The organism is Ruegeria sp. YTSA105 (genome assembly GCF_059610225.1).
This window is the reverse complement of record NZ_JBXWNE010000012.1, coordinates 35,312-58,440: the sequence shown is the minus strand read 5'-3', so window position 1 is coordinate 58,440 and position 23,129 is coordinate 35,312. Positions and strand designations below refer to the sequence as shown.

At 56.5% G+C, this 23,129-nt stretch carries 22 protein-coding genes; 9 read left to right on the top strand and 13 right to left on the bottom strand.

Annotated elements, in window-relative coordinates:
* Window positions 1–15 precede the first annotated feature (15 nt).
* Entirely contained in the window at window positions 16–345 is a 330-nt protein-coding gene (locus tag AC2FH2_RS14860) for an Hpt domain-containing protein (protein WP_496690214.1), read from the top strand.
* 125 nt (window positions 346–470) lie between these two features.
* Here the strand turns inward: AC2FH2_RS14860 and ilvA are convergent, their stop codons facing one another.
* Together ilvA and AC2FH2_RS14850 are read right to left on the bottom strand one after the other, a co-directional pair.
* Window positions 471–1,697 carry a threonine ammonia-lyase IlvA gene (gene ilvA / locus AC2FH2_RS14855; RefSeq protein ID WP_496690213.1) on the bottom strand — a complete coding sequence of 409 codons (1,227 nt, stop codon included), beginning with the start codon at window positions 1,695–1,697 and terminating at the stop codon, window positions 471–473.
* A gap of 57 nt (window positions 1,698–1,754) precedes the next feature.
* Window positions 1,755–2,480 (bottom strand): hypothetical protein, encoded by a 726-nt coding sequence (locus tag AC2FH2_RS14850; RefSeq protein WP_281973390.1) that lies wholly within the window; start codon window positions 2,478–2,480, stop codon window positions 1,755–1,757.
* A gap of 177 nt (window positions 2,481–2,657) precedes the next feature.
* On the opposite strand from AC2FH2_RS14850, the gene AC2FH2_RS14845 reads away from it, so the two are divergent.
* The 3 genes from AC2FH2_RS14845 to msrA all read left to right on the top strand — a co-directional run bounded on the left by AC2FH2_RS14845 (window position 2,658) and on the right by msrA (window position 5,081).
* The gene (locus AC2FH2_RS14845) at window positions 2,658–3,884 is read left to right on the top strand and encodes an argininosuccinate synthase (RefSeq protein ID WP_496824144.1); all 1,227 of its coding nucleotides are present in this window, start codon (window positions 2,658–2,660) and stop codon (window positions 3,882–3,884) included.
* Between the two features lie 147 nt (window positions 3,885–4,031).
* Window positions 4,032–4,313: an SCP2 sterol-binding domain-containing protein gene (locus AC2FH2_RS14840; protein ID WP_271950602.1), complete on the top strand. Its 282-nt coding sequence runs from the start codon at window positions 4,032–4,034 to the stop codon at window positions 4,311–4,313.
* Between the two features lie 96 nt (window positions 4,314–4,409).
* Window positions 4,410–5,081, top strand: coding sequence for a peptide-methionine (S)-S-oxide reductase MsrA (gene msrA / locus AC2FH2_RS14835; protein ID WP_496678658.1), 672 nt, complete (start codon window positions 4,410–4,412; stop codon window positions 5,079–5,081).
* Here the strand turns inward: msrA and AC2FH2_RS14830 are convergent.
* The gene (locus AC2FH2_RS14830; RefSeq protein ID WP_496690211.1) at window positions 5,078–5,947 is read right to left on the bottom strand and encodes a ribokinase; all 870 of its coding nucleotides are present in this window, start codon (window positions 5,945–5,947) and stop codon (window positions 5,078–5,080) included. The genes msrA and AC2FH2_RS14830 overlap by 4 nt on opposite strands.
* A 3-nt stretch (window positions 5,948–5,950) precedes the next feature.
* Complete coding sequence (locus AC2FH2_RS14825) at window positions 5,951–8,206, bottom strand: NADP-dependent malic enzyme (RefSeq protein ID WP_281973389.1); 2,256 nt, start codon at window positions 8,204–8,206, stop codon at window positions 5,951–5,953.
* A 160-nt stretch (window positions 8,207–8,366) separates the two neighbouring features.
* Between AC2FH2_RS14825 and mutS the strand changes: the two genes are divergently transcribed.
* A complete protein-coding gene (gene mutS, locus AC2FH2_RS14820) occupies window positions 8,367–10,979 on the top strand; it encodes a DNA mismatch repair protein MutS (protein WP_496694384.1) in 2,613 nt (870 codons plus the stop codon).
* 32 nt (window positions 10,980–11,011) lie between these two features.
* On the opposite strand, the gene AC2FH2_RS14815 is transcribed toward mutS, so the two are convergent.
* The gene (locus AC2FH2_RS14815) at window positions 11,012–11,575 is read right to left on the bottom strand and encodes a nucleotide exchange factor GrpE (RefSeq protein ID WP_142637400.1); all 564 of its coding nucleotides are present in this window, start codon (window positions 11,573–11,575) and stop codon (window positions 11,012–11,014) included.
* Between the two features lie 10 nt (window positions 11,576–11,585).
* A complete protein-coding gene (hrcA, locus tag AC2FH2_RS14810) occupies window positions 11,586–12,650 on the bottom strand; it encodes a heat-inducible transcriptional repressor HrcA (protein ID WP_281995819.1) in 1,065 nt (354 codons plus the stop codon).
* 112 nt (window positions 12,651–12,762) lie between these two features.
* On the opposite strand from hrcA, the gene rph reads away from it, so the two are divergent.
* Genes rph through AC2FH2_RS14790 form a run of 4 tightly spaced genes read left to right on the top strand, consistent with a single transcriptional unit; the run spans window position 12,763 to window position 15,588 of the window.
* Window positions 12,763–13,476: a ribonuclease PH gene (gene rph / locus AC2FH2_RS14805; protein ID WP_496692602.1), complete on the top strand. Its 714-nt coding sequence runs from the start codon at window positions 12,763–12,765 to the stop codon at window positions 13,474–13,476.
* The gene (rdgB, locus tag AC2FH2_RS14800; protein WP_496824141.1) at window positions 13,473–14,087 is read left to right on the top strand and encodes an RdgB/HAM1 family non-canonical purine NTP pyrophosphatase; all 615 of its coding nucleotides are present in this window, start codon (window positions 13,473–13,475) and stop codon (window positions 14,085–14,087) included. Before rph ends, rdgB begins: the two co-directional genes overlap by 4 nt.
* Window positions 14,077–15,231 (top strand): radical SAM family heme chaperone HemW, encoded by a 1,155-nt coding sequence (gene hemW / locus AC2FH2_RS14795; RefSeq protein WP_496824139.1) that lies wholly within the window; start codon window positions 14,077–14,079, stop codon window positions 15,229–15,231. The genes rdgB and hemW overlap by 11 nt, the downstream gene beginning before the upstream one ends.
* Before the next feature lie 3 nt (window positions 15,232–15,234).
* Window positions 15,235–15,588, top strand: a complete 354-nt coding sequence (locus AC2FH2_RS14790; protein ID WP_142637410.1) for a YbaN family protein — start codon at window positions 15,235–15,237, stop codon at window positions 15,586–15,588.
* On the opposite strand, the gene AC2FH2_RS14785 is transcribed toward AC2FH2_RS14790, so the two are convergent.
* The 7 genes from AC2FH2_RS14785 to AC2FH2_RS14755 form a co-directional block, all read right to left on the bottom strand.
* On the bottom strand, window positions 15,578–16,474 hold the full coding sequence (locus AC2FH2_RS14785) for a ParB/RepB/Spo0J family partition protein (RefSeq protein WP_496824137.1): 897 nt from the start codon (window positions 16,472–16,474) through the stop codon (window positions 15,578–15,580). The two genes, AC2FH2_RS14790 and AC2FH2_RS14785, sit on opposite strands and share 11 nt — an antisense overlap.
* A gap of 19 nt (window positions 16,475–16,493) precedes the next feature.
* Window positions 16,494–17,297 (bottom strand): ParA family protein, encoded by an 804-nt coding sequence (locus AC2FH2_RS14780; RefSeq protein ID WP_142637414.1) that lies wholly within the window; start codon window positions 17,295–17,297, stop codon window positions 16,494–16,496.
* Complete coding sequence (rsmG, locus tag AC2FH2_RS14775) at window positions 17,290–17,904, bottom strand: 16S rRNA (guanine(527)-N(7))-methyltransferase RsmG (RefSeq protein WP_496793793.1); 615 nt, start codon at window positions 17,902–17,904, stop codon at window positions 17,290–17,292. Before rsmG ends, AC2FH2_RS14780 begins: the two co-directional genes overlap by 8 nt.
* Window positions 17,901–19,769 carry a tRNA uridine-5-carboxymethylaminomethyl(34) synthesis enzyme MnmG gene (mnmG, locus tag AC2FH2_RS14770; RefSeq protein WP_496793794.1) on the bottom strand — a complete coding sequence of 623 codons (1,869 nt, stop codon included), beginning with the start codon at window positions 19,767–19,769 and terminating at the stop codon, window positions 17,901–17,903. The genes rsmG and mnmG overlap by 4 nt, the downstream gene beginning before the upstream one ends.
* Window positions 19,770–19,781: 12 nt before the next feature.
* Complete coding sequence (gene mnmE / locus AC2FH2_RS14765; RefSeq protein ID WP_496824134.1) at window positions 19,782–21,068, bottom strand: tRNA uridine-5-carboxymethylaminomethyl(34) synthesis GTPase MnmE; 1,287 nt, start codon at window positions 21,066–21,068, stop codon at window positions 19,782–19,784.
* Between the two features lie 31 nt (window positions 21,069–21,099).
* The gene (rho, locus tag AC2FH2_RS14760) at window positions 21,100–22,371 is read right to left on the bottom strand and encodes a transcription termination factor Rho (RefSeq protein ID WP_142637421.1); all 1,272 of its coding nucleotides are present in this window, start codon (window positions 22,369–22,371) and stop codon (window positions 21,100–21,102) included.
* A 124-nt stretch (window positions 22,372–22,495) separates the two neighbouring features.
* A complete protein-coding gene (locus tag AC2FH2_RS14755; RefSeq protein ID WP_142637422.1) occupies window positions 22,496–22,945 on the bottom strand; it encodes a CopD family protein in 450 nt (149 codons plus the stop codon).
* Window positions 22,946–23,129 lie beyond the last annotated feature (184 nt).

Genomic DNA, 23,129 nt, shown 5'->3' with positions numbered 1-23,129 from the left:
ATCTTTAAGGAAAGGATGGCCATGATCGACTGGTCCAGGGTCAGACAGCTGCGGGACGAGGTCGGCGCCGACGAGTTTGACGAGGTAGTGGAAATCTTTCTCGATGAGGTGCAACAAGGCCTGGAGCATTTGCAGGTCGATGATGATCGGTCTGACTTCGAACAGAATCTACACTCCTTGAAGGGCAGCGCGCTTAGTCTGGGATTCAGGACATTGGCCAGGCTCTGCCAGGATGGTGAGCGCCATTCGGCACAGGGACAGGCCGCAACCGTCGATATCGCCGAAATAGTCGGCACATTTCAGACCTCTGCAACGGAGTTTCAGGCAGGAATGAACGAGCTCTGAGCGGCGCCGTACAGGCAGCAAGCAGGTACACTAGCGATGGGTGACAACCCGGCCCTGTATATTGTCTGTTTCAGGCACAGCTGATCCATCGCCGCGACGGACAACGTTGCAGTCTGGTCATTTGCTCAGATCACAAACTGGGCGAGGGTCTCGTCCTCGGTGATATCCGTAAAAGTGAACCCGGCTTCATCCAGATGCGCGAACAGACGGGCAAAGTTTTCGGGCTTGCGGGTTTCGATACCAATCAGAACCGAGCCGAAGTTACGTGCCGATTTCTTCATGTATTCAAACCGCGCAATGTCATCCTCGGGGCCAAGGATGTTCAGGAACTCTTTCAATGCGCCAGGGCGCTGTGGCAGGCGCAGGATGAAGTATTTCTTCACCCCCAGATAGCGCTGCGCGCGTTCCTTGACCTCGGGCAGACGTTCGAAATCGAAGTTGCCGCCAGAGGTTACGCAGACAACGGTTTTCCCTCGGATAAAACTCTGAATATCGCTCAGCGCCTCAATCGCGAGGGCCCCGGCGGGTTCCAGAACGATGCCCTCGACATTCAGCATCTCGATCATGGTTGTGCAGATTCGGTCTTCGGACAGGACCAGAGCATCCGACAGATGACGGGATTTCAGCAATTCGAACGGTTTTTCACCGATCCGACCAACCGCAGCACCGTCAACGAAATTGTCCACCTGATCCAATGCCACCGGATGTCCTGCTGCCATTGCCGCGTGCAGACAGGCACCGCCTTTGGGTTCCACAAACAGGCAATGGGTCCGATCGCCAAACCACGTAGCCACGCCCGCAGACATGCCGCCACCGCCTACTGGCAAAAGGATGTGGTCCGGCAACCCACCCAACTGCGTTTCGATCTCAACCGCGAGCGAGGCTTGCCCCTCGATCACATCAACATCGTCAAAGGGCGACAGAAAATGGCCGCCCTGTTCGGTGCACCACGCCTGCGCGGCGGCCAACGTGTCATCGAAATAGTCGCCGGTCAGATGAATCTCGATATTGTCGCCGCCGAAGATACGAGTTTTCTGGATTTTCTGCTGCGGCGTCGTCACGGGCATGAAGATCACACCCTTCACATCCATGTGCTTGCACATAAAGGCCACGCCCTGCGCATGATTTCCCGCGCTGGCGCAGACAAACAGGTTCTGCCCCTGCTGTTTGCGCATGGCGTTGAACGCACCGCGGATCTTGTAGGACCGCACCGGGCTGAGGTCCTCACGTTTCAGCCAGATATCGGCCCCGAAACGATCAGACAGATGGGCATTGCGCTGCAGAGGCGTCACCGGAAACACAGAGCGCATCGCCTGTTCGGCAGCGCGGGCGCGGGTCATGAAATCACTCATGCCGGTTTCCCTGCCCCATCATCGCTGAAAGAGCAAGGAATACATATGTGTACGAGTTCAGGTCAGCTGGCGCTTTTCAACGAACACGCCGTACATGGTGGTCAAGATACTGACATTGATCAGCGGCAAAACCAGAACCCCAAAGAACAGTGAGAGCAAAACACCCAGAACCGGGATGAAAGCGAGCGCTGTAAAGACCAACTGGACCACGACCTGGAACACAAAGCTTACAAGCAAAAGAACGATGATCGCACCACCCGCACCGGCGGTGTTGTTCCAAGCTTGCCCAAGTGTCAACGGTTGCCCAATCGCTGCTGCAGGCAGGATTATGGACAAACGGTAGAAGCCGATGATGAGGAAGACGACAAGGACAATGACAAACACAACTGACAATGCTCCACCGCCCAGCGCTGAAAGTACCGCGCCCGCCGGCAGGAACGCGATGGCCATCAGGATACCCAACAGAAGAACCCGCCCGAAATAGGCCAGAATTCTATCGAACCGGAAGGTTGGGAAAATACCTCTTGGATATTCCTCAAGCAGGACAAAGCGGTGCCACGACACCACAATCCAGAACATCGTCACAAATATCACGACCATAAAGCCCACCAGGAAGCCAATCGCCGATCCGCTCGAAACGCCTGCAGGCAACTCTCCGGTGGTTGTATTGAGTTGATCCAGCGGAACGTCCAATACAAAAAACAGGGCGACAATCACCGCTGTCGCAACCAAAGATGGCCCGAACGTAATCTGCAAAACCTGTTTGAGATTCCCAATAACCATCCGCACCGAATGTGCAAAAATCTGCCAACCCAACATCTGAAATCTATCCCTTCAACCAATCCTTGTTTTCTTTCCTTCTGTTTCACCCCAAATCCCGACCTGCGTCAACGCAGATAACTTGCCCCCGCGTTCAAAACCCGCTAGGGGCCAGTCGTTCTACGCATAAAGGGAAGTCAGATGTCCGCGCCCAAGAAAGTTGTTCTGGCCTATTCCGGTGGCCTTGATACCTCGATCATCCTGAAATGGTTGCAGACCGAGTATGGTTGTGAGGTCGTAACCTTCACCGCCGATCTGGGTCAGGGCGAGGAGTTGGAGCCCGCCCGCAAGAAGGCCGAGCTGCTGGGGATCAAGCCCGAAAACATCTATATTGAGGACATCCGCGAGGAATTCGTCCGCGATTTCGTCTTTCCGATGTTCCGCGCGAATGCGCAGTATGAGGGCCTGTACCTGCTGGGCACCTCGATTGCGCGCCCGTTGATCTCGAAACGTCTGGTCGAGATTGCCGAGGCGACCGGAGCGGATGCCGTATCGCATGGCGCGACCGGCAAGGGCAACGATCAGGTACGGTTCGAACTGGCGGCTTACGCGCTGAATCCCGATATCAAGGTCATCGCCCCCTGGCGCGAGTGGGACTTGTCCAGCCGCACCAAACTGCTGGAATTTGCCGAGGCGAACCAGATTCCGATCGCCAAGGACAAGCGGGGCGAGGCGCCGTTCTCGGTTGATGCCAACCTGCTGCACACCTCATCCGAGGGCAAGGTTCTGGAAGACCCCGCCGATATGGCGCCCGATTACGTCTATCAGCGCACGGTCCACCCCGAGGACGCGCCGAATAAACCAGAATTCATCGAGATCGGGTTCGAAAAAGGTGACGCGGTCAGCATCAATGGCGAGGCGATGAGCCCGGCCACCATCCTGACCAAGCTGAACGAATATGGCGGCAAGCACGGCATTGGCCGTCTGGACCTGGTTGAAGGCCGGTTCGTGGGCATGAAATCCCGCGGTATCTATGAAACACCGGGCGGCACAATCCTGTTGGAAGCGCACCGTGGCATCGAATCCATCACCATGGATCGGGGCGCGATGCATCTGAAGGACCAGCTGATGCCTCAATATGCAGAGCTGATCTATAACGGCTTCTGGTACTCGCCCGAGCGCGAGATGCTGCAGGCCGCGATCGACAAATCTCAGGATCATGTCTCCGGCACCGTGCGCGTGAAGCTGTACAAAGGTCTGGCATCGACCGTGGGCCGCTGGTCGGAACACTCGCTGTATTCCGAGGCGCACGTGACCTTCGAAGAGGATGCTGGTGCCTACGATCAGAAAGACGCTGCGGGATTCATCCAACTGAACGCCCTGCGCTTGAAACTTCTGGCAGCACGCGACAAACGCCTGTCGAAGTAAGACAGCTGAGATATTGAACTGAAGACCCGGCAGCCCCTCAGGATGCCGGGTTTTTTATGCGCCCATTTTTGCCACCTCCCGTCAGGTCACTCTTGCTCCACCGCAGGATATGTCTTTACCCAAGTCACAACACTGAGAGGATGGGGCATGTTGCAGGATATCGCAGAAGGTATTCAGAGCGGTCTGAATGGCAAAAACTTCGATGGGTCGTTGAAATTCGATTGCGGTGATGCCGGTGTGATTGTTCTGGCCGACAATCAGGCGACGACGCAGGATCAGGACACGGATTGCACCATTCGTATCTCACAAGAGAACCTAAGCAAGCTGCTGACCGGCAAGCTGAACCCGATGACCGGTATTGCTATGGGCAAGCTCAAGATCTCGGGCAATATGGGTGTGGCGATGAAACTGGGGCAGTTGCTGGGCTAAGGCGATAAACTCGTCTCACCAGCGCGTGAGAACAGATGTCAGCGCGTTGCGCCCGGGGGTTTCCCAAGGCAGTCTGATCATGGAAGGAGACCCACCATGATCCGAACCACATACATTGACGCTGTCAAACCTTGGCTTCTGTTTGCGCTGATCCTCATCGTCGCAATGCTGCGCGCCGCGCCTGCACCGGCTGCCGGAACCGAGACGCTGACCGTGGCCGGGGGGTGTTTCTGGTGCGTTGAATCCGATTTCGAATCCGTGCCGGGCGTGGTTCAGGCGGTCTCGGGCTATACCGGGGGCGCAACGGCGGACCCGACCTATGGCGAGGTAACCAAAGGCGGCACCGGCCATTATGAGGCTGTTCAGATCACCTTTGATCCGGACCGTGTTTCCCGTGAAACCTTGCTGAGCCTGTTTTTCCGCTCGGTCGATCCCACGGATGCGGGCGGCCAGTTCTGCGACCGGGGCGAGAGTTACCGGACCGCGGTATTTGTCTCTAACACAGGCGAAAAGGCGTTAGCCGAGGCTGCAAAATCCAAAGCACAGAACGTCCTGCGTCAAACGATTGTCACCCCGATCCTGCAACAGGACCGGTTTTACCCGGCCGAAGCCTATCATCAGGATTACTATAAGGGCGAAAAACTGGTCTTTACGCGGTTCGGTCCCAAGCGCCAGCGCAACGCCTATAAGGCCTATCGCAAAGCATGCGGTCGCGACGCCCGCGTCAAACAGCTGTGGGGCAGTGACGCGCCCTTTGCCGGGTCTTAATCAAAGCGCGCTTCGCGCACTTCTTTCAGATCAGGAATGACATCCGCCGTACCGTGCCGTGTCACCATCAACGCGGCAGCCCGGTTTGCCTGCAATATTGCCTGCTCCATCGGCATGCCACGATCCATTCCTGCCAGAACGTAACCTGTGAACGTATCGCCCGCACCAGTTGTGTCCACCGCCTGAACCTTGTGAGCCAAAAAATCCGAGGTCGTCCCCTTATGATGATATCGCGCGCCCTTTGATCCGAGGGTCACAATGACATGCTCTATCCCCAACTCGGACAGGCCCTGCCCGGTTGCCTGCCGCAGCTGCTCGGCCTCGACCTCATTTAGGATCAGGAAATCCAGATACGGAAGAACCGCCCGCACTGCATCGGCTTGAAAAGGGGCCGCCGCGTAACAGACAGTCAGCCCCATTTCGCGGCCCATTTTTGCGGCTTCGACCTGCAGGTTGGTTTCGTTTTGCGTCACAATCAGATCACCCTGATCCGCCGATGACAGCGCCTGGCCCAGTTGATCTGACGTAATTGCATGATTTGCGCCTTGAAACAGGATGATGTTGTTTTCACCCTCGGCGTCTACGGCGATAATGGCGTGCCCGGTAGGATCTGAAACCTCGGCAATCCAACGGGTATCGACGCCATATTCGGTCAGCCTGTCACGCGCCCAGCGCCCGTCGGGCCCAATGGCCCCAATATGCGCCACCCGCGCGCCGGCCCGCGCGCCGGCGACGGACATATTCGCGCCCTTGCCGCCCAGAAACCGATCCAAACGGTTGGCCGAAAGCGTCTCACCCGCGCCCGGCAGGTGTGGCACATCATAAATCATGTCTGCATTGATCGAGCCTAGATTCCAAATTGTCATGGCTTAACCAATATCGCAGGAGGCCAGAATGGCCATGTTCAGAATGTCATTGGCCGTCGATATGGTCGAACAGATCTGAATCGGCTTGTCGATGCCCGACAAGATCGGGCCAATCACCGTGGCCCCACCCATTTCCTGCATCAACTTGGTCGAGATCGAGGCCGAATGCCGTGCTGGGACAATCAGGATATTCGCCGGTCCGGTCAGGCGCTGGAACGGATAGTTTGCCTGCTGGTCGACATTCAGCGCCACGTCCACCGTCATTTCACCTTCGTATTCGAAATCTACGCCACGCTGATCCAGAACGGCAGGAGCGCGGTGCATCTTTTCGGCCCGCTCCGACACCGGGTAGCCAAACGTCGAAAAGCTGACAAAGGCAACGCGCGGCTCCAGCCCCATATGGCGGGCAACGGCTGCTGAGCGCTCGGCGATATTGGCCAGATCGTTTTCGTCCGGCCATTCATGGACTAGAGTGTCGCCGATCAGCACGATCCGCCCCTTGTGCAACAGCGCCGTCACACCGGCCGCGCCACGGGCCGCATCTGCATCGAACACATGGTTGATCCGATCCAGCACATGCGCCGATTTACGCGTCGCGCCCGAGACCAAACCGTCGCCATGCCCATGTGCCAGCATCAGCGATGAAAACACATGCCGGTCGCGCGCGGCAAGTCGATGAATATCCTTTCGATCAAAGCCTTTACGCTGCAGGCGATCGTACAAAAAATCAGAATAGGTATCGAGATGCGCAGTGTTGGCGGCATTCACGACCTCCAGCTCACGCACAGCATCGCCCAGCCCGGCCTCTTCCAGCTTTTGCTTGACGTCATCCGGGCGGCCTACGACCAGCGCCTTACCAAAGCCCGAGCGTTGATACATCACCGCAGCCCGCAGCACACGCGGATCGTCGCCCTCGGCAAAGATCATTCGGCTTTGCGCCTGACGGGCCCGCGCGTTCAGGCCGCGCAGAATGCTGGCGGTCGGATCCATGCGGGATTTCAGGCTCAGCTCATACGCGTCCATGTCGATAATCGGGCGCCGCGCCGCGCCGGTATCCATCCCGGCCCGCGCAACGGCGGGCGGAATGCGGTGAATCAGGCGCGGATCGAAAGGTGTCGGGATAATATAATCGCGCCCAAAGGTCAGCGACTTACCATAGGCCATCGCGACCTCATCAGGGACATCTTCGCGCGCGAGGTTGGCCAGGGCGTGGGCACAGGCAATTTTCATCTCGTCATTGATGGCGCGGGCGTGGATATCCAGCGCACCGCGGAACAGGTAGGGAAAGCCCAACACGTTGTTGACCTGGTTCGGATAATCGCTGCGCCCTGTGGCGACGATGGCATCAACGCGCACTTCGTGGGCCTCTTCCGGCGTAATTTCCGGATCGGGGTTTGCCATCGCAAAAATCACCGGGTTATCGGCCATGCTGGCGACCATATCTTGCGTCACAGCCCCTTTGACCGACACGCCCAGAAAGACGTCTGCGCTTTTCATGGCGTCTTCCAGCGTACGCAGATCCGTGGTGATCGCATGTGCCGATTTCCACTGGTTCATGCCCTCGGTTCGGCCCTGATAGATCACGCCTTTGGTGTCACACACGATGCAGTTCTCATGCCGCGCGCCCATCGACTTGAGCAGTTCGATACACGCTATCCCAGCAGCCCCGGCACCGTTCAGAACAATCTTCACATCTTCGATCTTCTTGCCCGAGATACGGAGCGCATTCAGCAGGCCCGCCGCACAGATCACCGCCGTGCCATGCTGATCATCGTGGAAGACGGGGATATCCATTTCTTCCTTCAGGCGCTGTTCGATGATGAAACACTCGGGCGCCTTGATGTCTTCCAGATTGATGCCGCCAAAGGTCGGGCCCATCAGACGCACGGCGCGGCAGAACTCATCCGGGTCTTCGGTGTCCAACTCGATATCGATCGAGTTTACGTCAGCGAAACGCTTGAACAGGACTGACTTGCCCTCCATCACCGGTTTTGAGCCCAGCGCGCCCAGATTACCAAGACCCAAAACCGCCGTCCCATTCGAAATCACGGCGACCAGATTTCCCTTGTTGGTATAGTCATAGGCCGTTTCTGGATTTTCCGCGATTGCTTCACATGGAACAGCCACGCCGGGGCTGTAGGCCAGCGACAGGTCGCGCTGCGTGGTCATGGGAACGGTGGCTTGTACCTCCCACTTGCCAGGAGTTGGGTCCAGGTGAAAGGCCAGCGCCTCTTCGTTGGTGATCTTCGCTTTGGGCATTTGATACGTCGTTTCTCTGCAACTGCGGGGCTTCTGCCTCATAGCGCAGGCACGCGCGCGCCTCAACGAGAATACTTTTGCCTTTCGCACCAGATGGCGGATTTGTAAGGTCGCGACCGAACGCCGTCAAAAGGGATCAGCCTTGTCCACAGTCACGCCGATGATGGCGCAATATCTCGAAATCAAAGAGGCCCATGCCGACGCCCTTCTGTTTTACCGGATGGGCGATTTCTACGAGATGTTTTTCGAGGATGCCGTCAACGCCGCCGAGGCGCTGGACATCGCCCTGACCAAACGCGGCAAGCACAACGACGCCGACATTCCGATGTGCGGTGTGCCGGTCCATGCCGCCGAAGGGTACCTGCTGACGCTGATCCGAAAAGGCTTTCGCGTGGCCGTTTGCGAACAGATGGAAAGCCCGGTTGAGGCAAAGAAGAGAGGCTCTAAATCAGTTGTAAAGCGCGGTGTTGTCCGGCTGGTGACACCCGGAACACTGACCGAGGACGCGCTGCTAGAGGCGCGCCGCCACAACTTTCTGGCCTGTTATGCCGAGGTGAGGGATGAAGCGGCGCTTGCCTGGGCCGATATCTCAACCGGGGCGTTTCACGTGATGCCTTTGACCTCTGTGCGCCTAAGCCCTGAACTGGCCCGGCTGGCCCCGTCGGAGCTGATCGTGGCGGACGGGGCCGAACAGGTCCTGCACGAACCTGCCCGCGATCTGGGCATCTCGCTGACGCCCATTGGCCGCGCCAGTTTCGACAGCACTGCGGCTGAAAAGCGCATCTGCGCTTTGTTTCACGTGGGCGCGCTGGACGCGTTTGGAAATTTTGGCCGGGCCGAAGTGTCCGCTATGGGCGCATTGATTGACTATTTGGAGATCACGCAAAAAGGCAAATTGCCCCTGCTGCAAACGCCGCTGAAAGAATCCGAGGACCGCGTGGTGCAGATCGACGCCGCAACGCGCCGCAATCTGGAGCTGACCCGGTCGCTGTCTGGCGGGCGCGCCGGATCGCTTTTGTCGGTGGTTGACCGTACAGTCACGCCGGGCGGCGCGCGGTTGTTGGAACAGCGCCTGTCCAGCCCCTCGCGCAATCTGGATGTGATCCACGGGCGGTTGGATGCGGTAAGTTTTGCAGCCGATGACAGCCTGATCGCCCAAGATCTGCGCGATGCCTTGCGCAAAACCCCCGATTTGGACCGCGCCTTGTCGCGCCTGTCGCTGGAACGCGGCGGTCCTCGCGATCTGGCCGCCATCCGCAACGGGCTGGCGCAGGCTGCAACCATAGCCGAACTGTGCAATGCCGGAGATCTGCCGGTATTGCTGGCCACTGCGGTGCAAAACCTGACAGGGTTTGATGATCTGCTGACCCTGCTGGATGAGGCGCTTGTGGCCGAGCCGCCTCTGATGGCGCGCGACGGCGGCTTCATTGCCCCCGGCTATGACGCGGAACTGGATGAGGCGCGCACCCTGCGGGACGAAGGCCGCTCGGTCATCGCCGGGTTTCAGCAGAAATATTCCCAGCACACCGGCATCACCTCGCTGAAGATCAAGCATAACAACGTGCTGGGCTATTTCATCGAAACCACGGCCACACATGCCGAAAAGATGTTGAACCCGCCGTTCTCCGAAACCTATATCCACCGGCAAACCACGGCCAATCAGGTGCGGTTCACAACAGTAGAACTGTCCGAGATCGAAACCCGTATCCTGAACGCCGGAAATCATGCTTTGGAGATCGAAAAGCGGCTCTATCAAAGGCTTTCTGATGAGATTCTTACCCGTGCTGCGCAACTGAACCAAGCCGCGCGCGGGCTGGCAGAACTGGACCTAACCACTGCGCTGGCCGATCTGGCACGGGGCGAGAACTGGTGTCGCCCGCAGGTCGATGCCTCTCGTGCCTTTGATATTCAGGGCGGGCGGCATCCGGTTGTTGAACATGCGCTGCGCCAACAAAGCGGTGACGCGTTTATCGCCAATGATTGTGATCTCAGCGCCGAAGATGGTGCTGCAATCTGGTTGCTGACCGGCCCCAACATGGCGGGTAAATCAACCTTCCTGCGGCAGAATGCGCTGATCGCCCTGCTTGCACAGATGGGCAGCTATGTTCCAGCCGAACAAGCCTATATCGGTGTAGTCAGCCAGCTGTTCAGCCGTGTCGGGGCATCTGACGATCTGGCCAGGGGTCGGTCGACCTTTATGGTTGAAATGGTCGAAACCGCCGCCATCCTCAATCAAGCCGACGATCATGCGCTGGTCATTCTGGATGAAATCGGACGCGGGACGGCCACCTATGACGGGCTTTCCATCGCCTGGGCCACGCTCGAACATCTGCACGCCGCCAATAAATGTCGCGCGCTGTTTGCAACGCATTATCACGAGCTGACCGCGCTGGCCGGAAATCTGGAAGGTGTCGACAACGCCACCGTTGCGGTCAAGGAATGGGAGGGCGAAGTGATCTTTTTGCACGAGGTTCACAAAGGCGCCGCAGACCGGTCCTATGGTGTCCAGGTGGCGCAACTGGCTGGCCTGCCGGCATCCGTTGTCGAACGTGCCCGCGTTGTGCTGGACCAGCTGGAGAAAACCGAACGCGAAGGCGGCAAGCAAAAGGCTTTGATCGACGATCTGCCGCTGTTCTCGGCTGCCCCGCCGCCACCGCCTCCCCCAAAAGCTTCACCCGTTGCGGATATGTTGGGTGAGATCTTGCCGGATGAGCTAAGCCCGCGCGAGGCATTGGACCTGATCTATAAATTGAAAGAGGCGGCCAGATCCTGACCGCCTCAATAATTGATTGATATCTTAGGTGCTTAGCTTGCCGGCGTGGACGACACACCCACCTGCGCGGGGCGCAAGAGCCGGTCGTACAACATAAAGCCTTCTGCAGATACCTGGATGATGTCACCGGCGCGTGTTCCGGGCACGGGGGCCTCGAACATCGCCTCATGCACATTGGGGTCAAACCGATCGCCAACTTCTGGCGTGATCACCTGAATCCCGTGTTTCTGAAACACGTCCTTAAGCGCGCGCATGGTCAGTTCAACACCTTCCAGCAAAGCGCCTGCGACCTCTTTCTGCTCGTCGGTTGCGGCCTCTAGCGCGCGTTTCATATTGTCATAGACCGGCAGCATGTCACGGGCCAGCTTCGAGCCGCCATACTGTTCGGCATCGCGCCGCGCCTTGTCGCCGCGCTTGCGCGCGTTTTCCGCATCGGCCAATGCACGCATGAATTTGTCTTTGTAGTCGTCGCGCTCGGCGCGCAGCTCATCCAGCTCCAGCGCTTCTTCGCTGATCTCAGCAAATTCATCAGCCAGCTCTTCGGCCTCGGCCGTTGCGATATCGTCCAGAAAATCTTCGTTCTTGGGCTCTGCCATCTCTTACCCTCTAGCTCCGGTCGGATATCAGTTTGCCGACCAGTTGCGCCGTATAATCCACGATCGGCACGATCCGTCCATAATTCAGACGTGTGGGCCCGATGACCCCAACCGCACCGATTATCTTACGATCAGCGTTCATATATGGAGACACCACCAAAGAGGAACCCGAAAGTGAGAAAAGTTTGTTCTCAGACCCGATAAAAATGCGCACACCTTCGCCTTCTTCGGTCAATTCCAGAAATTCGGCGATGTCGCGCTTGCGTTCGAGGTCGTCAAACAGGGTGCGAATGCGCTCCAACTCATCTGCTTCGCCGCGTTCACCCAGCAGATTCGCCCGCCCTCGGACGATCAAACGGGCTGAGTCGCCATCATCCCCGTCCCATGCGGCCATGCCGCTGTCGACCATTTCACGGGCCAACACGTCAATTTCCTGCTTGCGCGCATCTATCTGGGTCAGCATCTGACGGCGAACCTCGCTGATTGTGCGGCCCTCGATCAGCGCGTTCAGAAAATTCGCCGCTTCCCGCATCGAGCTGGGCGTTTGCCCGGGTGGCGGCTTGAACAGCCGGTTTTCCACCTGACCGTCGGAAAAGACCAAAACCACCAGGGCTCTGTCATGCCCAAGCGACACAAATTCGATATGTTTGATTTCCGCTTCGTGTTTCGGCGTCAAAACCAGTGAGGCCCCTTGTGTCACGTGTGACAAGGCCGCGCCGACACGGTCCAGCATCCCGCCGACATCCCCCGAGTTAGCGCCCAGTGTGTCGTCCAGCTTCTGCCGGTCATCCGCGCCCAGATCACCGACCTCCAGCAATCCGTCCACGAACATCCGTAACCCGTGTTGCGTCGGAATCCGCCCCGCACTGACATGAGGGCTGTCGAGCAGGCCCAGAAACTCAAGATCCTGCATCACATTGCGAACCGTCGCCGCACTGACTTTTTCCGACAAAGTGCGCGTCAGGGTACGGCTGCCGACAGGCTCACCGCTATCCAGATAGCTTTCGACAATCAGCCGAAACACCTCGCGCGACCGGTCATTCATCTCGTTCAGAATTTTGCTAGCGTCACTCATCGGCAATCCTCTGCTGGATAGCCATTAAATAGCAGGTAGGCGAAAGGTCAATCAGGGTTGCATCCTGACGCTGCGGGGCGGTATCCCCAAACCAGCAAACAAAGGAATTCCCATGCGACCCTCAGGACGTGATCTAAACGAAATGCGCGCCGTTTCAATCGAAACGGGATTTACCAAACATGCCGAAGGTTCCTGCCTGATTAAGATGGGCGATACCCATGTGTTGTGCACTGCCACGATCGAAGATCGCGTGCCACCGTTCATCAAGGGTTCGGGCCTGGGCTGGGTTACCGCTGAATACGGCATGCTGCCCCGTGCGACCAATACACGGATGCGGCGCGAGGCTGCCAGCGGTAAGCAGGGTGGTCGTACCGTGGAAATCCAGCGTTTGATCGGCCGTGCCCTGCGTGCAGGTGTCGATCGAGTTGCCTTGGGTGAACGCCAGATCACCGTCGACTGCGATGTGATCCAGGCCGATGGTGGCACCCGATGTGCCTCGATCACAGGCGGTTGGGTTGCGCTGCGTCTTGCGGTCAACAAGCTAATGAAAACGGGTGACGTGATCTCGGACCCGCTGGTTGACCCGGTTGCAGCTGTGTCCTGCGGTATTTACGCCGGTCAACCGGTGCTGGATCTGGATTACCCCGAAGACAGCGAAGCCGGCGTGGACGGCAACTTTATCATGACCGGGTCCGGCAAATTGATCGAAGTTCAAATGAGCGCCGAAGGCTCGGTCTTTAGCCGCGTTCAGATGGATCAACTAATGGATCTGGCTGAACAGGGCGTTAGTGAACTGGCTGCTGCGCAAAAAGCCGCCACCGCATGACCCGCAAGTTCGACGGCGACAGGTTGCTGGTGGCCACGCATAACAAAGGCAAGCTTGAGGAGATGGCACATCTGCTTGAACCCTTTGGTGTCACCGTTATCGGCGCCGCCGACATGGACCTGCCTGAACCGGAAGAGACCGAGGATACATTCGTCGGCAATGCCCGGATCAAGGCCCATGCCGCCGCCAAAGCCACCGGCCTTCCTGCCCTGTCGGACGATTCCGGGATCACCATCGACGCGCTTGACGGGGCGCCGGGCGTCTACACCGCCGATTGGGCTGAAACCGGCAATGGCCGCGATTTCCTGATGGCCATGACCCGCGCGCATGAAGAGCTGGAGGCCAAGAACGCCCCGCACCCCCGCACCGCGCAATTCCGATGCACTCTGGTGCTGGCCTGGCCCGACGGGCATGACGAGGTGTTCGAAGGCATCGCCCCCGGTCACTTGGTCTGGCCCATTCGTGGTGCGGACGGCTTTGGTTATGATCCAATGTTTGTGCCCGAGGGTCATGGCATTACCTTTGCCGAGATGGATCGCTGGGAAAAGAACAAGATCAGCCATCGCGGTCGCGCGGTTGAGATGTTCGTGAAAGGCTGTTTTGGCGGATGATTGGCGCAATGGGGGCTTTGGCCTGTATGTGCATTGGCCCTTTTGCGAGGCCAAATGCCCCTATTGCGATTTCAACAGCCATGTTTCAAAAAATATTGATCAAAAACAATGGCTTGATGCATATCTGGTCGAGCTGCGCCGTAGCGCTGCCGAGACCCCCAACCGTGTTCTGAACACGATCTTTTTTGGCGGCGGCACCCCGTCTCTGATGGATCCCGAAACCGTCGCCGCTGTGATTGATACCGCCCGCGCCCTTTGGCACCCCGCCAATGACATGGAAATCACGCTTGAGGCCAATCCCGGTTCGGTCGAGGCGGGCCGGTTCGCTGCCTACCGAGGAGCAGGCGTCAACCGTATCTCGATGGGGGTACAGGCGCTGAATGATGACGATCTGCGCCGGTTGGGCCGCATTCACAGCGTGGCCGAAGCGCGGGCTGCTTATGACATAGCCCGTCATTGTTTTGAACGGGTCAGCTTTGACCTGATCTATGCGCGGCAACATCAAACCCTTGATGCCTGGCGCGCAGAGTTGACCGAAGCCCTGTCGATGGCGGTCGATCACCTGTCGCTGTACCAACTGACCATAGAAGACGGAACCGCCTTTGGTGATCGCTATGCCGTGGGCAAGCTGCGCGGCCTGCCCTTGGATGATAGCGCCGCCGATATGTATCTGGCCACGCAAGAAATCTGCGAGGCTCATGGTCTGCCCGCCTATGAGGTATCGAACCACGCCCGCCCCGGCGCGGAATCACAGCACAATCTGATCTATTGGCACTATGGTGACTATGTCGGCATTGGCCCCGGCGCCCATGGACGGATCACCCAGAATGGCCAGAAATACGCGACTGAAACCTATCTGAATCCGCAGCGGTGGTTGGACGCGGCTTCCTGTGGTAGCGGAGAGAAAGAACGCGCCGCATTGTCGCGTGAAGACCAGGCAAGTGAATACCTTATGATGGGTCTTAGGGTTACCGGCGGGCTAGATATAGATAGATATATGGGAATATCAGGCCACCCCTTACCACAAGACCCATTGGGCCATCTTCAGGATATCGGCATGGTTCAAATGCTGGATGGTAGACTGATGGCCACAACCGACGGGCGGGCCGTCTTGAACGCGGTGATCCGCGAACTTTTGGGGTAGACCATGCAATATCTGTGGGCAGGGCTTGGATTGTTATGCGTCGGGCTGGCCGCTGTTGGGGTGGTGCTTCCCCTACTACCAACGGTTCCATTTCTGCTACTCGCCGCCTTCTTCTTTGCCCGCTCGTCTTCACGGCTGCATAGCTGGCTGATAACGCACCGACTGTTTGGCCCAATGATCGTCGATTGGCAGAGTTCAGGCGCGATTCGTCCGGCCGCAAAAAAGGCGGCCACCCTGTCGGTCACCGCCGTATTTGGACTATCGGTCATGATGTCTGCGCCGTCTCATGTCCTAATCATCCAGGCGATTGTACTAGGCGGCGTGATGTTCTTTATCTGGACCCGCCCTAGCGGCTGAGCTTGGAACAAAGATCATCCAGTTGATCCAGGTTCTCATAGGTCAGGACCACCTGCCCCGTTTCCGAGCCCGCTTTGTGATTGATCGCCACTTTCATCGCCAGAATCGCGGAAAGATCCTTTTCCAGCGCCCGGGTATCCGAATCTTTACCCGCATTCAGATCCCGAGACCTTGGTGCCGGTCGGGCCGCATCCCCCTGCTGTTGCTTCTTCACCAGCGCTTCCGTTGCCCGCACCGACAGCCCATCTTTGACAATTTGCTTTGCAAGGTCCGAGGCATTCTCGGCCGTGATCAGCGTTCGCGCATGGCCAGCCGATAATTTTCCTTCTATTACAAGGGTTTGTACATCCATTGGCAGGGACAACAGGCGCAGCAAATTGGCAATATGACTGCGGCTTTTGCCCAATGCTTCAGCCAGCTTTTCTTGCGTATGACCAAAGCGGTCCATCAGCTGCTTATAGCCGGCCGCCTCTTCCACCGCATTCAAATCCGCGCGCTGAATGTTTTCGATAATGGCGACTTCCAGAACCTCAGTGTCATCAAAATCGCGAACGATAACGGGGATATCATGCAACTGCGCCATTTGCGCCGCGCGCCAGCGGCGTTCACCCGCGACGATTTCATAATCGCCTTCGGCAATTTCTCGGACGATCAGAGGCTGAATGATCCCCTTCTCTTTGACCGAAGCGGCAAGCTCATCCAGATGTTCCCGGGCAAAGGTGCGGCGCGGCTGATTTGGGTTTGCGTGAAGCTTTTCGATTGGAATCGTCAGGTCCGGCCGCCGTGAATCAGTTGGCACGCGTCCCTGGGGCTCTTGTGTGACATCTGCCATCAACGCCGAAAGCCCGCGACCCAACCCTCTTGGTTTTGATTTTCTGGCTGTCACAGGGTCCTCCTAGTACCGCTCAGACTGCGGTTTTATTGTTCTTATGCATGACTTCCCGGGCCAAATGCCGATAGGCCATCGCGCCCAGAGACCCCGAGTCATATTGCAAAACCGGCAACGCGTATGACGGAGCCTCACTGACCCGCACATTTCTGGGTATTTTGGTTTTAAATACCATCTCACCCAGATTGTCACGTGCGTCTTTTTCGACCTGACGGGACAAGTTGTTGCGGTTGTCATACATAGTCAGCACAACACCTTCGATTCTGAGGTCTGGATTCGCAGTCTGTCGCACCTCGCGAATGGTCAGCATGAGCTGAGACAAACCCTCTAATGCGAAGAACTCGCTTTGCAATGGCACCAGTACGGAATGCGCTGCGACCATCGCGTTTACCGTCAGAAGATTCAGCGATGGCGGACAGTCAATCAGGACGAAATCCAGATCGTACTTATCAATAGCAGTCTGGCGTAACGCGTCATGCAGTAAATAGCTGCGTTTTTCGTTCGAAATCAGTTCGATATCGGCGGAACTGAGGTCTACCGTAGCGGGGACAACGAGAATACCTTCAATCTCCGAGTCCTGAACGACCGCATCCAAAGGCGCATCATCCAGAATCAGATCATAAGTTGTCCAATCTCGATCCTCGACGCCTAAACCGGTTGAAGCATTTCCCTGTGGATCCAGATCAACCACTAAAACCCTGCATCCGGCCTCGGCCAGGCCTGCTGCCAAGTTTATGGCTGTTGTCGTCTTCCCAACCCCGCCCTTCTGGTTGGCTACCGCTATGATCCGGGGGCCTGAGGGACGAGATAGATCAACCACGTGATACTCCTTTGACCTTGAGGATGACGGCTTGGGGTTCTGTTAAACTTGTAATCGGATCACAGGTGAAATTCCATTCTTCCTGCGCATCCTGTACTTCTTTTTTCCAGCTTACACCTTTCGGCAACAAAGCGACGCCAGAATCGCCTAAATGTCTGTCACAAAAAGATAATAATACCCCGAGATCTGCCAAGGCGCGGGCAGACAAAACATCTGCATTCAGGGGGTCCACCGCTTCAATGCGTTTCGCCACCACTTTACAGTTTGCGCCACATTCCCGGGATACATTGCGTAAAAACGCAGATTTTCGCTGATCGCTTTCAACAAAGGTGAATTTTGCGCCTGGCGCTTCTTCGATCGCCATAATTGCACAGACCATACCGGGAAACCCACCACCACTTCCAATATCAACCCAATGCGAAAAGTTCTCGGCACATCGAAAAACCTGAACGGAATCCAGAATGTGCCGTGTCCAGATTTCGGACAAGCTTTTGCGCGATACGAGGTTGATTTTCGGGTTCCAGCGCTCGACAAGGGCAACATATGTTGCCAGTCGATCAAATGTTTCACGTGAAACATTCAGACCGTCAAACAGCTCTTCCTTCATGCTTTGCGCACCCTCTGATCGCGGCGAAGCTTGGCCAACACCAGAGTCAGCGCAGCCGGTGTCACACCCTCTATCCGGCTTGCCTGCGCTACATTCTCGGGACGGGCGTTGGACAACTTCTGCTTCATCTCTGACGACAGCCCATCCAATGCGAAGAAGTCAAAATCACGCGGAATCTCATAGGCTTCATCGCGTTTCATCGCTTCTACATCACGTCTTTGCCGCTCGATATAATTCGCATATAGCGCATCGCGTTCCACTTGCTGCCGAATGCCTGAATCAACGTCCTGCAACTCAGGAATCAAGGGAACAAGGTCCTCAAAGCTCACATCAGGAAAGGCCAAAATCGCCATACCATCGCGGCGATTGCCATCCTGATTGACCTCGATACCAGCTTCTCGCACTTCTTTCGGAGTATAGGTATGATCTGTGAGCTTCTTTTTTGCAGCCTCCAACTTCTCCATCTTTTCAGAGAAGTGCTTGCGGCGTGTCTCGCTTACGCAACCTAGGCGTAGGCCAATAGGTGTCAGTCGTTGGTCGGCATTATCGGCGCGCAAAGACAATCTAAACTCTGCCCGTGAGGTAAACATCCGATAAGGTTCTGCCACTCCGCGAGTGGTCAGGTCATCGACCATGACGCCAATATAACTGTCGGAACGCGTGAAATGGATTGGATCCCGACCCAAGACCTGAAGGGCAGCATTGAGGCCAGCCACCATTCCCTGAGCTGCAGCTTCCTCATATCCTGTGGTGCCGTTAATCTGACCCGCAAGATATAGTCCTGGCGCCTCAGGCAACGACAGTGATGATGTCAGAACGCGAGGATCTACGTAGTCATATTCGATGGCGTAGCCAGGTTGGAGGATCTCTGCCTTTTCCAGCCCCTTAATGGATCTGACATAATCGACCTGAACATCCTGTGGCAGTGAGGTAGAAATTCCATTCGGATAGATTGTGTGATCATTCACACCTTCTGGCTCGAGGAAAATCTGATGAGATTCCTTATCCGCAAACCGCACAATCTTATCTTCGATCGAAGGGCAATATCTGGGGCCTATACCGTCAATATGCCCCCCATACATCGCCGATCTGGAAAGGTTCTTTTCAATGATCTCATGTGTTCTGGCATTGGTATGCGTAATCCCGCAAGAAATCTGCGGCGCCACCACCCCCATCGAGAGGAATGAGAACAGCGTAGGTTCATCATCGCCGTCCTGACTTTCGAGACCTGACCAATCAATCGTCCGACCATCCAGCCGGGGCGGTGTCCCCGTTTTCAAGCGTCCTAGCGGCAGGTTAAGGCTATCCAAACGCTCGGCCAGCTTTACCGAGGGACGATCCCCCATACGTCCGCCAGGGCGCGATACGTCACCAATGTGAATAACGCCTCGCAAAAATGTCCCAGACGTCAGGATCACAGCGCCGGCCCGTATTTCAGACTCATCCGCCAATCGAATTCCGGTAACAGCAGGTCCATTCACCAGGAAATCTGTCACCTCGCCGACTACGACGCTGAGGTCCGGCTGTGCCGTGGTTTCTCGCTGCATCGCAGCTCGGTACAAAGCCCTGTCTGCCTGCGTTCTGGGCCCCTGCACAGCGGGGCCTTTACGGCGATTCAGCAAACGAAACTGAATTCCCGCCTGGTCTGCGACGCGCCCCATCACCCCGTCCAACGCGTCAATTTCGCGAACAAGATGCCCTTTGCCGAGGCCCCCAATAGCGGGGTTACAGGACATTACGCCGATATCAGTGGCCGACAGAGTCACAAGGGCGGTAGTCGCACCCATCCGGGCGGCCGCATGGGCCGCTTCTGTTCCGGCGTGGCCCGCTCCGATAACGACGACGTCAAAATCCGAATGTTTCACGTGAAACACTCCTTACTTTCCCAGGCAGAAGCTTGAGAATATTTCATCCAACAAGTCTTCTACACCAATTCTGCCAACCAGAGCTTCCAAAGCGCGGATCGCGGTTCTCAGTTCCTCGGCTGCGATATCATACAGGTCGGGACCTGATTCCAGAACAGCGATTGCAGCACTAAGTGCATCGCGCGCTGTGATCAGCGCTATACGATGCCTTTCACGCGTAGCGATACCATGGGTAGTAGTACGATCACCTAAAACACGCGATATGTTGGAAATCAACCGATCCACACCCTGCCCGGTTTTCCCTGAGATTCCTTCATCAGAACTGTTTCTCAGATCGGATTTCGGAAGAACCTGAATATCTCCCTCCAACAGCTGAACGCCCAGCTCTTTTGGATCATCTGTCAGAAATACGCGCAGATCGGCGGCCTCGGCGCGCTTTTTGGCCCGCTCAATTCCCAGGATTTCGACGTGATCGTCGGTTTCCCGCAAGCCCGCTGTATCCAACAAAGTAACGGGAAGTCCCTCAAGGTCCATTCGAACTTCAATCACATCGCGCGTGGTGCCGGCATATTCCGACGTGATCGCTGCTTCGCGACCGGCCAGAGCATTCAGCAATGTCGACTTTCCAGCATTTGGCAAGCCAACAATCGCAACCTCGAACCCGGTTCGAATGCGTTCCGCAATACGAACCCCTTCAGCTTCACGTTGTAGATCTGCAATGACATCTGTGATCAACTGGCGCACTTCAGGGGTAACATCGGTTGGCACCTCTTCATCGGCAAAATCAATCACTGCCTCAAGCAGCGATGCGGCGCGAATCAAATCGCGCCGCCAGCGTTCAGCCAAATTCCCAAGCTCTCCGGCCAGAATGATCTGTGCTTGCTTGCGTTGAGCTTCTGTCTCAGCGTCGATCAGATCGGCAAGGCCCTCGACCTGTGTCAAATCCATTTTGCCGTTTTCCAAGGCACGGCGGGTGAATTCCCCGGGATCGGCCAGGCGCAAACCGTCCATGTCCGCAAGGCAGCGCATGACGGCGTTGACCGCCGCTGTACTGCCGTGAATCTGTAGCTCTGCCACGTCTTCGCCAGTAAAGCTGGCCGGGGCCTGGAAGGTCAGAACTACCCCATCATCCAGGCGCGATCCGTCTTTGCCATACAGGCTGCGCACCCGCATCCCGCGGGAGGGCAAAGCAGCACCGGAAAGAGCAGCCGCGGCAGGATGCGCCAAGGGGCCCGAGAGACGGATGACCGCCACCCCTGCCTTGCCTTGCGCGCTGGCCAAGGCGAATATCGTATCCATTCGACCGCCTCGCTTGCGTCCAGGACCTGTGTCAGGTGTTCATCGAATCGAAGAACTCGCCATTTGTCTTGGTCTGTTTCAACTTGGACAACAGGAACTCGATCGCATCGGTAGTGCCCATCGGGTTCAGGATACGGCGCAGAACAAAGGTCTTGGCCAGATCACCCTTATCGACCAGCAAATCCTCTTTCCGCGTACCGGATTTGAGGATGTCGATAGCCGGGAACACGCGCTTATCTGCGATCTTACGATCCAGAACAATTTCCGAGTTACCGGTGCCTTTGAATTCTTCGAAGATGACTTCGTCCATCCGGCTGCCGGTATCAATCAGCGCAGTGGCGATGATGGTCAGCGAGCCGCCTTCTTCGATATTCCGTGCCGCACCAAAGAATCGCTTAGGCCGTTGCAGAGCGTTTGCATCCACACCGCCGGTCAGAACCTTACCCGAGGATGGAACCACGGTGTTAAATGCCCTACCAAGTCTTGTGATCGAGTCGAGAAGAATAACAACATCTCGTTTATGCTCGACCAAACGCTTGGCTTTTTCGATAACCATCTCAGATACGGCAACGTGGCGGGTGGCGGGTTCGTCAAAGGTCGACGACACGACCTCGCCCTTCACCGAACGCTGCATGTCGGTCACCTCTTCCGGCCGCTCGTCGATCAGTAGGACGATCAGATAGCACTCAGGGTGGTTCTTTTCGATTGAGTTCGCAATATTCTGCAGGATCACCGTCTTACCGGTCCGTGGCGGTGCCACAATCAACGACCGCTGACCTTTACCGATCGGTGAAACCAGATCGATGACACGGGCGGACTTGTCCTTGATGGTTGGATCTTCGACTTCCATCTTCAGGCGCTCATCCGGATAAAGCGGTGTCAGGTTGTCGAAAGCAACTTTATGCCTGGCTTTCTCGGGATCTTCGAAATTGATCTTGGTGACCTTGATCAGTGCGAAATACCGTTCGTTCTCGTCCGGCGCCTTGATATCACCTTCGACCGTATCACCGGTGCGCAACGAATGCTGGCGGATCATTTCTGGCGAGACATAGATATCATCAGGACCGGGCAAATAGTTCGCCTCGGGCGAACGCAGGAACCCGAACCCATCTTGCAGAACCTCAAGTACGCCATCGCCGCCCACGGTCCAGCCTTCATCTGCGCGTTCGCGCAGAATCTGGAACATCATCTCGCCTTTTCGCATGGTCGAGGCGTTTTCGATCTCAAGCTCTTCGGCCATCGCCAAAAGGTCTTTGGGGCTTTTGGCTTTCAGATCGGCCAGATTGAGGGATTCATTAGACATGATGATAAGAACCTTGGCCGCATGGATGCGGCTCGGACTGGAATTTCGATACGGAAGATACGCCGCCCGGACGGGCGTGTTACGCGATAAATAAGCGCTTACCTACAAAGAGTCAAATAGCTGCTCAGAACTTCAGAACGACCGCCAGAACGATGATAACCATCAATATGGTAGGCACCTCGTTCATCATGCGATACTGCCGCCCAGTGAGCGTATTTCGGCCCTCTAAGAAGTCCTTTCGACGTACCATCAGCCAGTAGTGGAACCAAGTCATCGCAATCACTGCTGCGCCTTTGACCCAGGGCCAGGCAAAATCCCAGCCGACTATGCCTGGAGTGAATACCATGATCAGGCCGCAGGCCCAGGCCACGTACATCGCCGGGCGCATGATCACCCGCAGCAGCTTTTCTTCCATTTCAAAGAAGATCTCCTGCGCCCCGTCAACGCCTTGGGCTTTTTCTACGTGATAGACGTACAATCTTGGCAGATAGAACAAACCAGCCATCCAAGAGATCACGGCCATGATGTGCAGGGACTTCACCCAAGGATAGATGGTGAAAAGAAGATCAGTCATTCCAGCTCCGGGCGTGGTTTGGATCTCTCCCTATAAAAAAAATAGGAAAAGAGAAAGGATGATGGTTTTGTAGGGAGATCAAATTCCGTGGATTACTTATTTACCCATCTGTTTTCCCCAGGTGGATAGTTTCACCTGAGAACTGGGTAATACTGTTGATTTCATAAAAAACAACAATAAAACA

Bases quoted from the DNA above. Each gene is read 5' to 3' on its own strand.
- AC2FH2_RS14815 (WP_142637400.1), bottom strand. From the start codon at position 11,575: ATGGCAGAGCCCAAGAACGAAGATTTTCTGGACGATATCGCAACGGCC.
- mnmE (WP_496824134.1), bottom strand. From the start codon at position 21,068: ATGGATACGATATTCGCCTTGGCCAGCGCGCAAGGCAAGGCAGGGGTG.
- rph (WP_496692602.1), top strand. From the start codon at position 12,763: ATGCGACCCTCAGGACGTGATCTAAACGAAATGCGCGCCGTTTCAATC.
- mutS (WP_496694384.1), top strand. From the start codon at position 8,367: ATGATGGCGCAATATCTCGAAATCAAAGAGGCCCATGCCGACGCCCTT.
- rsmG (WP_496793793.1), bottom strand. From the start codon at position 17,904: ATGAAGGAAGAGCTGTTTGACGGTCTGAATGTTTCACGTGAAACATTT.
- AC2FH2_RS14840 (WP_271950602.1), top strand. From the start codon at position 4,032: ATGTTGCAGGATATCGCAGAAGGTATTCAGAGCGGTCTGAATGGCAAA.
- AC2FH2_RS14790 (WP_142637410.1), top strand. From the start codon at position 15,235: ATGCAATATCTGTGGGCAGGGCTTGGATTGTTATGCGTCGGGCTGGCC.
- AC2FH2_RS14850 (WP_281973390.1), bottom strand. From the start codon at position 2,480: ATGGTTATTGGGAATCTCAAACAGGTTTTGCAGATTACGTTCGGGCCA.
- AC2FH2_RS14825 (WP_281973389.1), bottom strand. From the start codon at position 8,206: ATGCCCAAAGCGAAGATCACCAACGAAGAGGCGCTGGCCTTTCACCTG.
- rho (WP_142637421.1), bottom strand. From the start codon at position 22,371: ATGTCTAATGAATCCCTCAATCTGGCCGATCTGAAAGCCAAAAGCCCC.
- AC2FH2_RS14830 (WP_496690211.1), bottom strand. From the start codon at position 5,947: ATGACAATTTGGAATCTAGGCTCGATCAATGCAGACATGATTTATGAT.
- msrA (WP_496678658.1), top strand. From the start codon at position 4,410: ATGATCCGAACCACATACATTGACGCTGTCAAACCTTGGCTTCTGTTT.
- ilvA (WP_496690213.1), bottom strand. From the start codon at position 1,697: ATGAGTGATTTCATGACCCGCGCCCGCGCTGCCGAACAGGCGATGCGC.
- AC2FH2_RS14860 (WP_496690214.1), top strand. From the start codon at position 16: ATGGCCATGATCGACTGGTCCAGGGTCAGACAGCTGCGGGACGAGGTC.
- AC2FH2_RS14845 (WP_496824144.1), top strand. From the start codon at position 2,658: ATGTCCGCGCCCAAGAAAGTTGTTCTGGCCTATTCCGGTGGCCTTGAT.
- hrcA (WP_281995819.1), bottom strand. From the start codon at position 12,650: ATGAGTGACGCTAGCAAAATTCTGAACGAGATGAATGACCGGTCGCGC.
- AC2FH2_RS14755 (WP_142637422.1), bottom strand. From the start codon at position 22,945: ATGACTGATCTTCTTTTCACCATCTATCCTTGGGTGAAGTCCCTGCAC.
- rdgB (WP_496824141.1), top strand. From the start codon at position 13,473: ATGACCCGCAAGTTCGACGGCGACAGGTTGCTGGTGGCCACGCATAAC.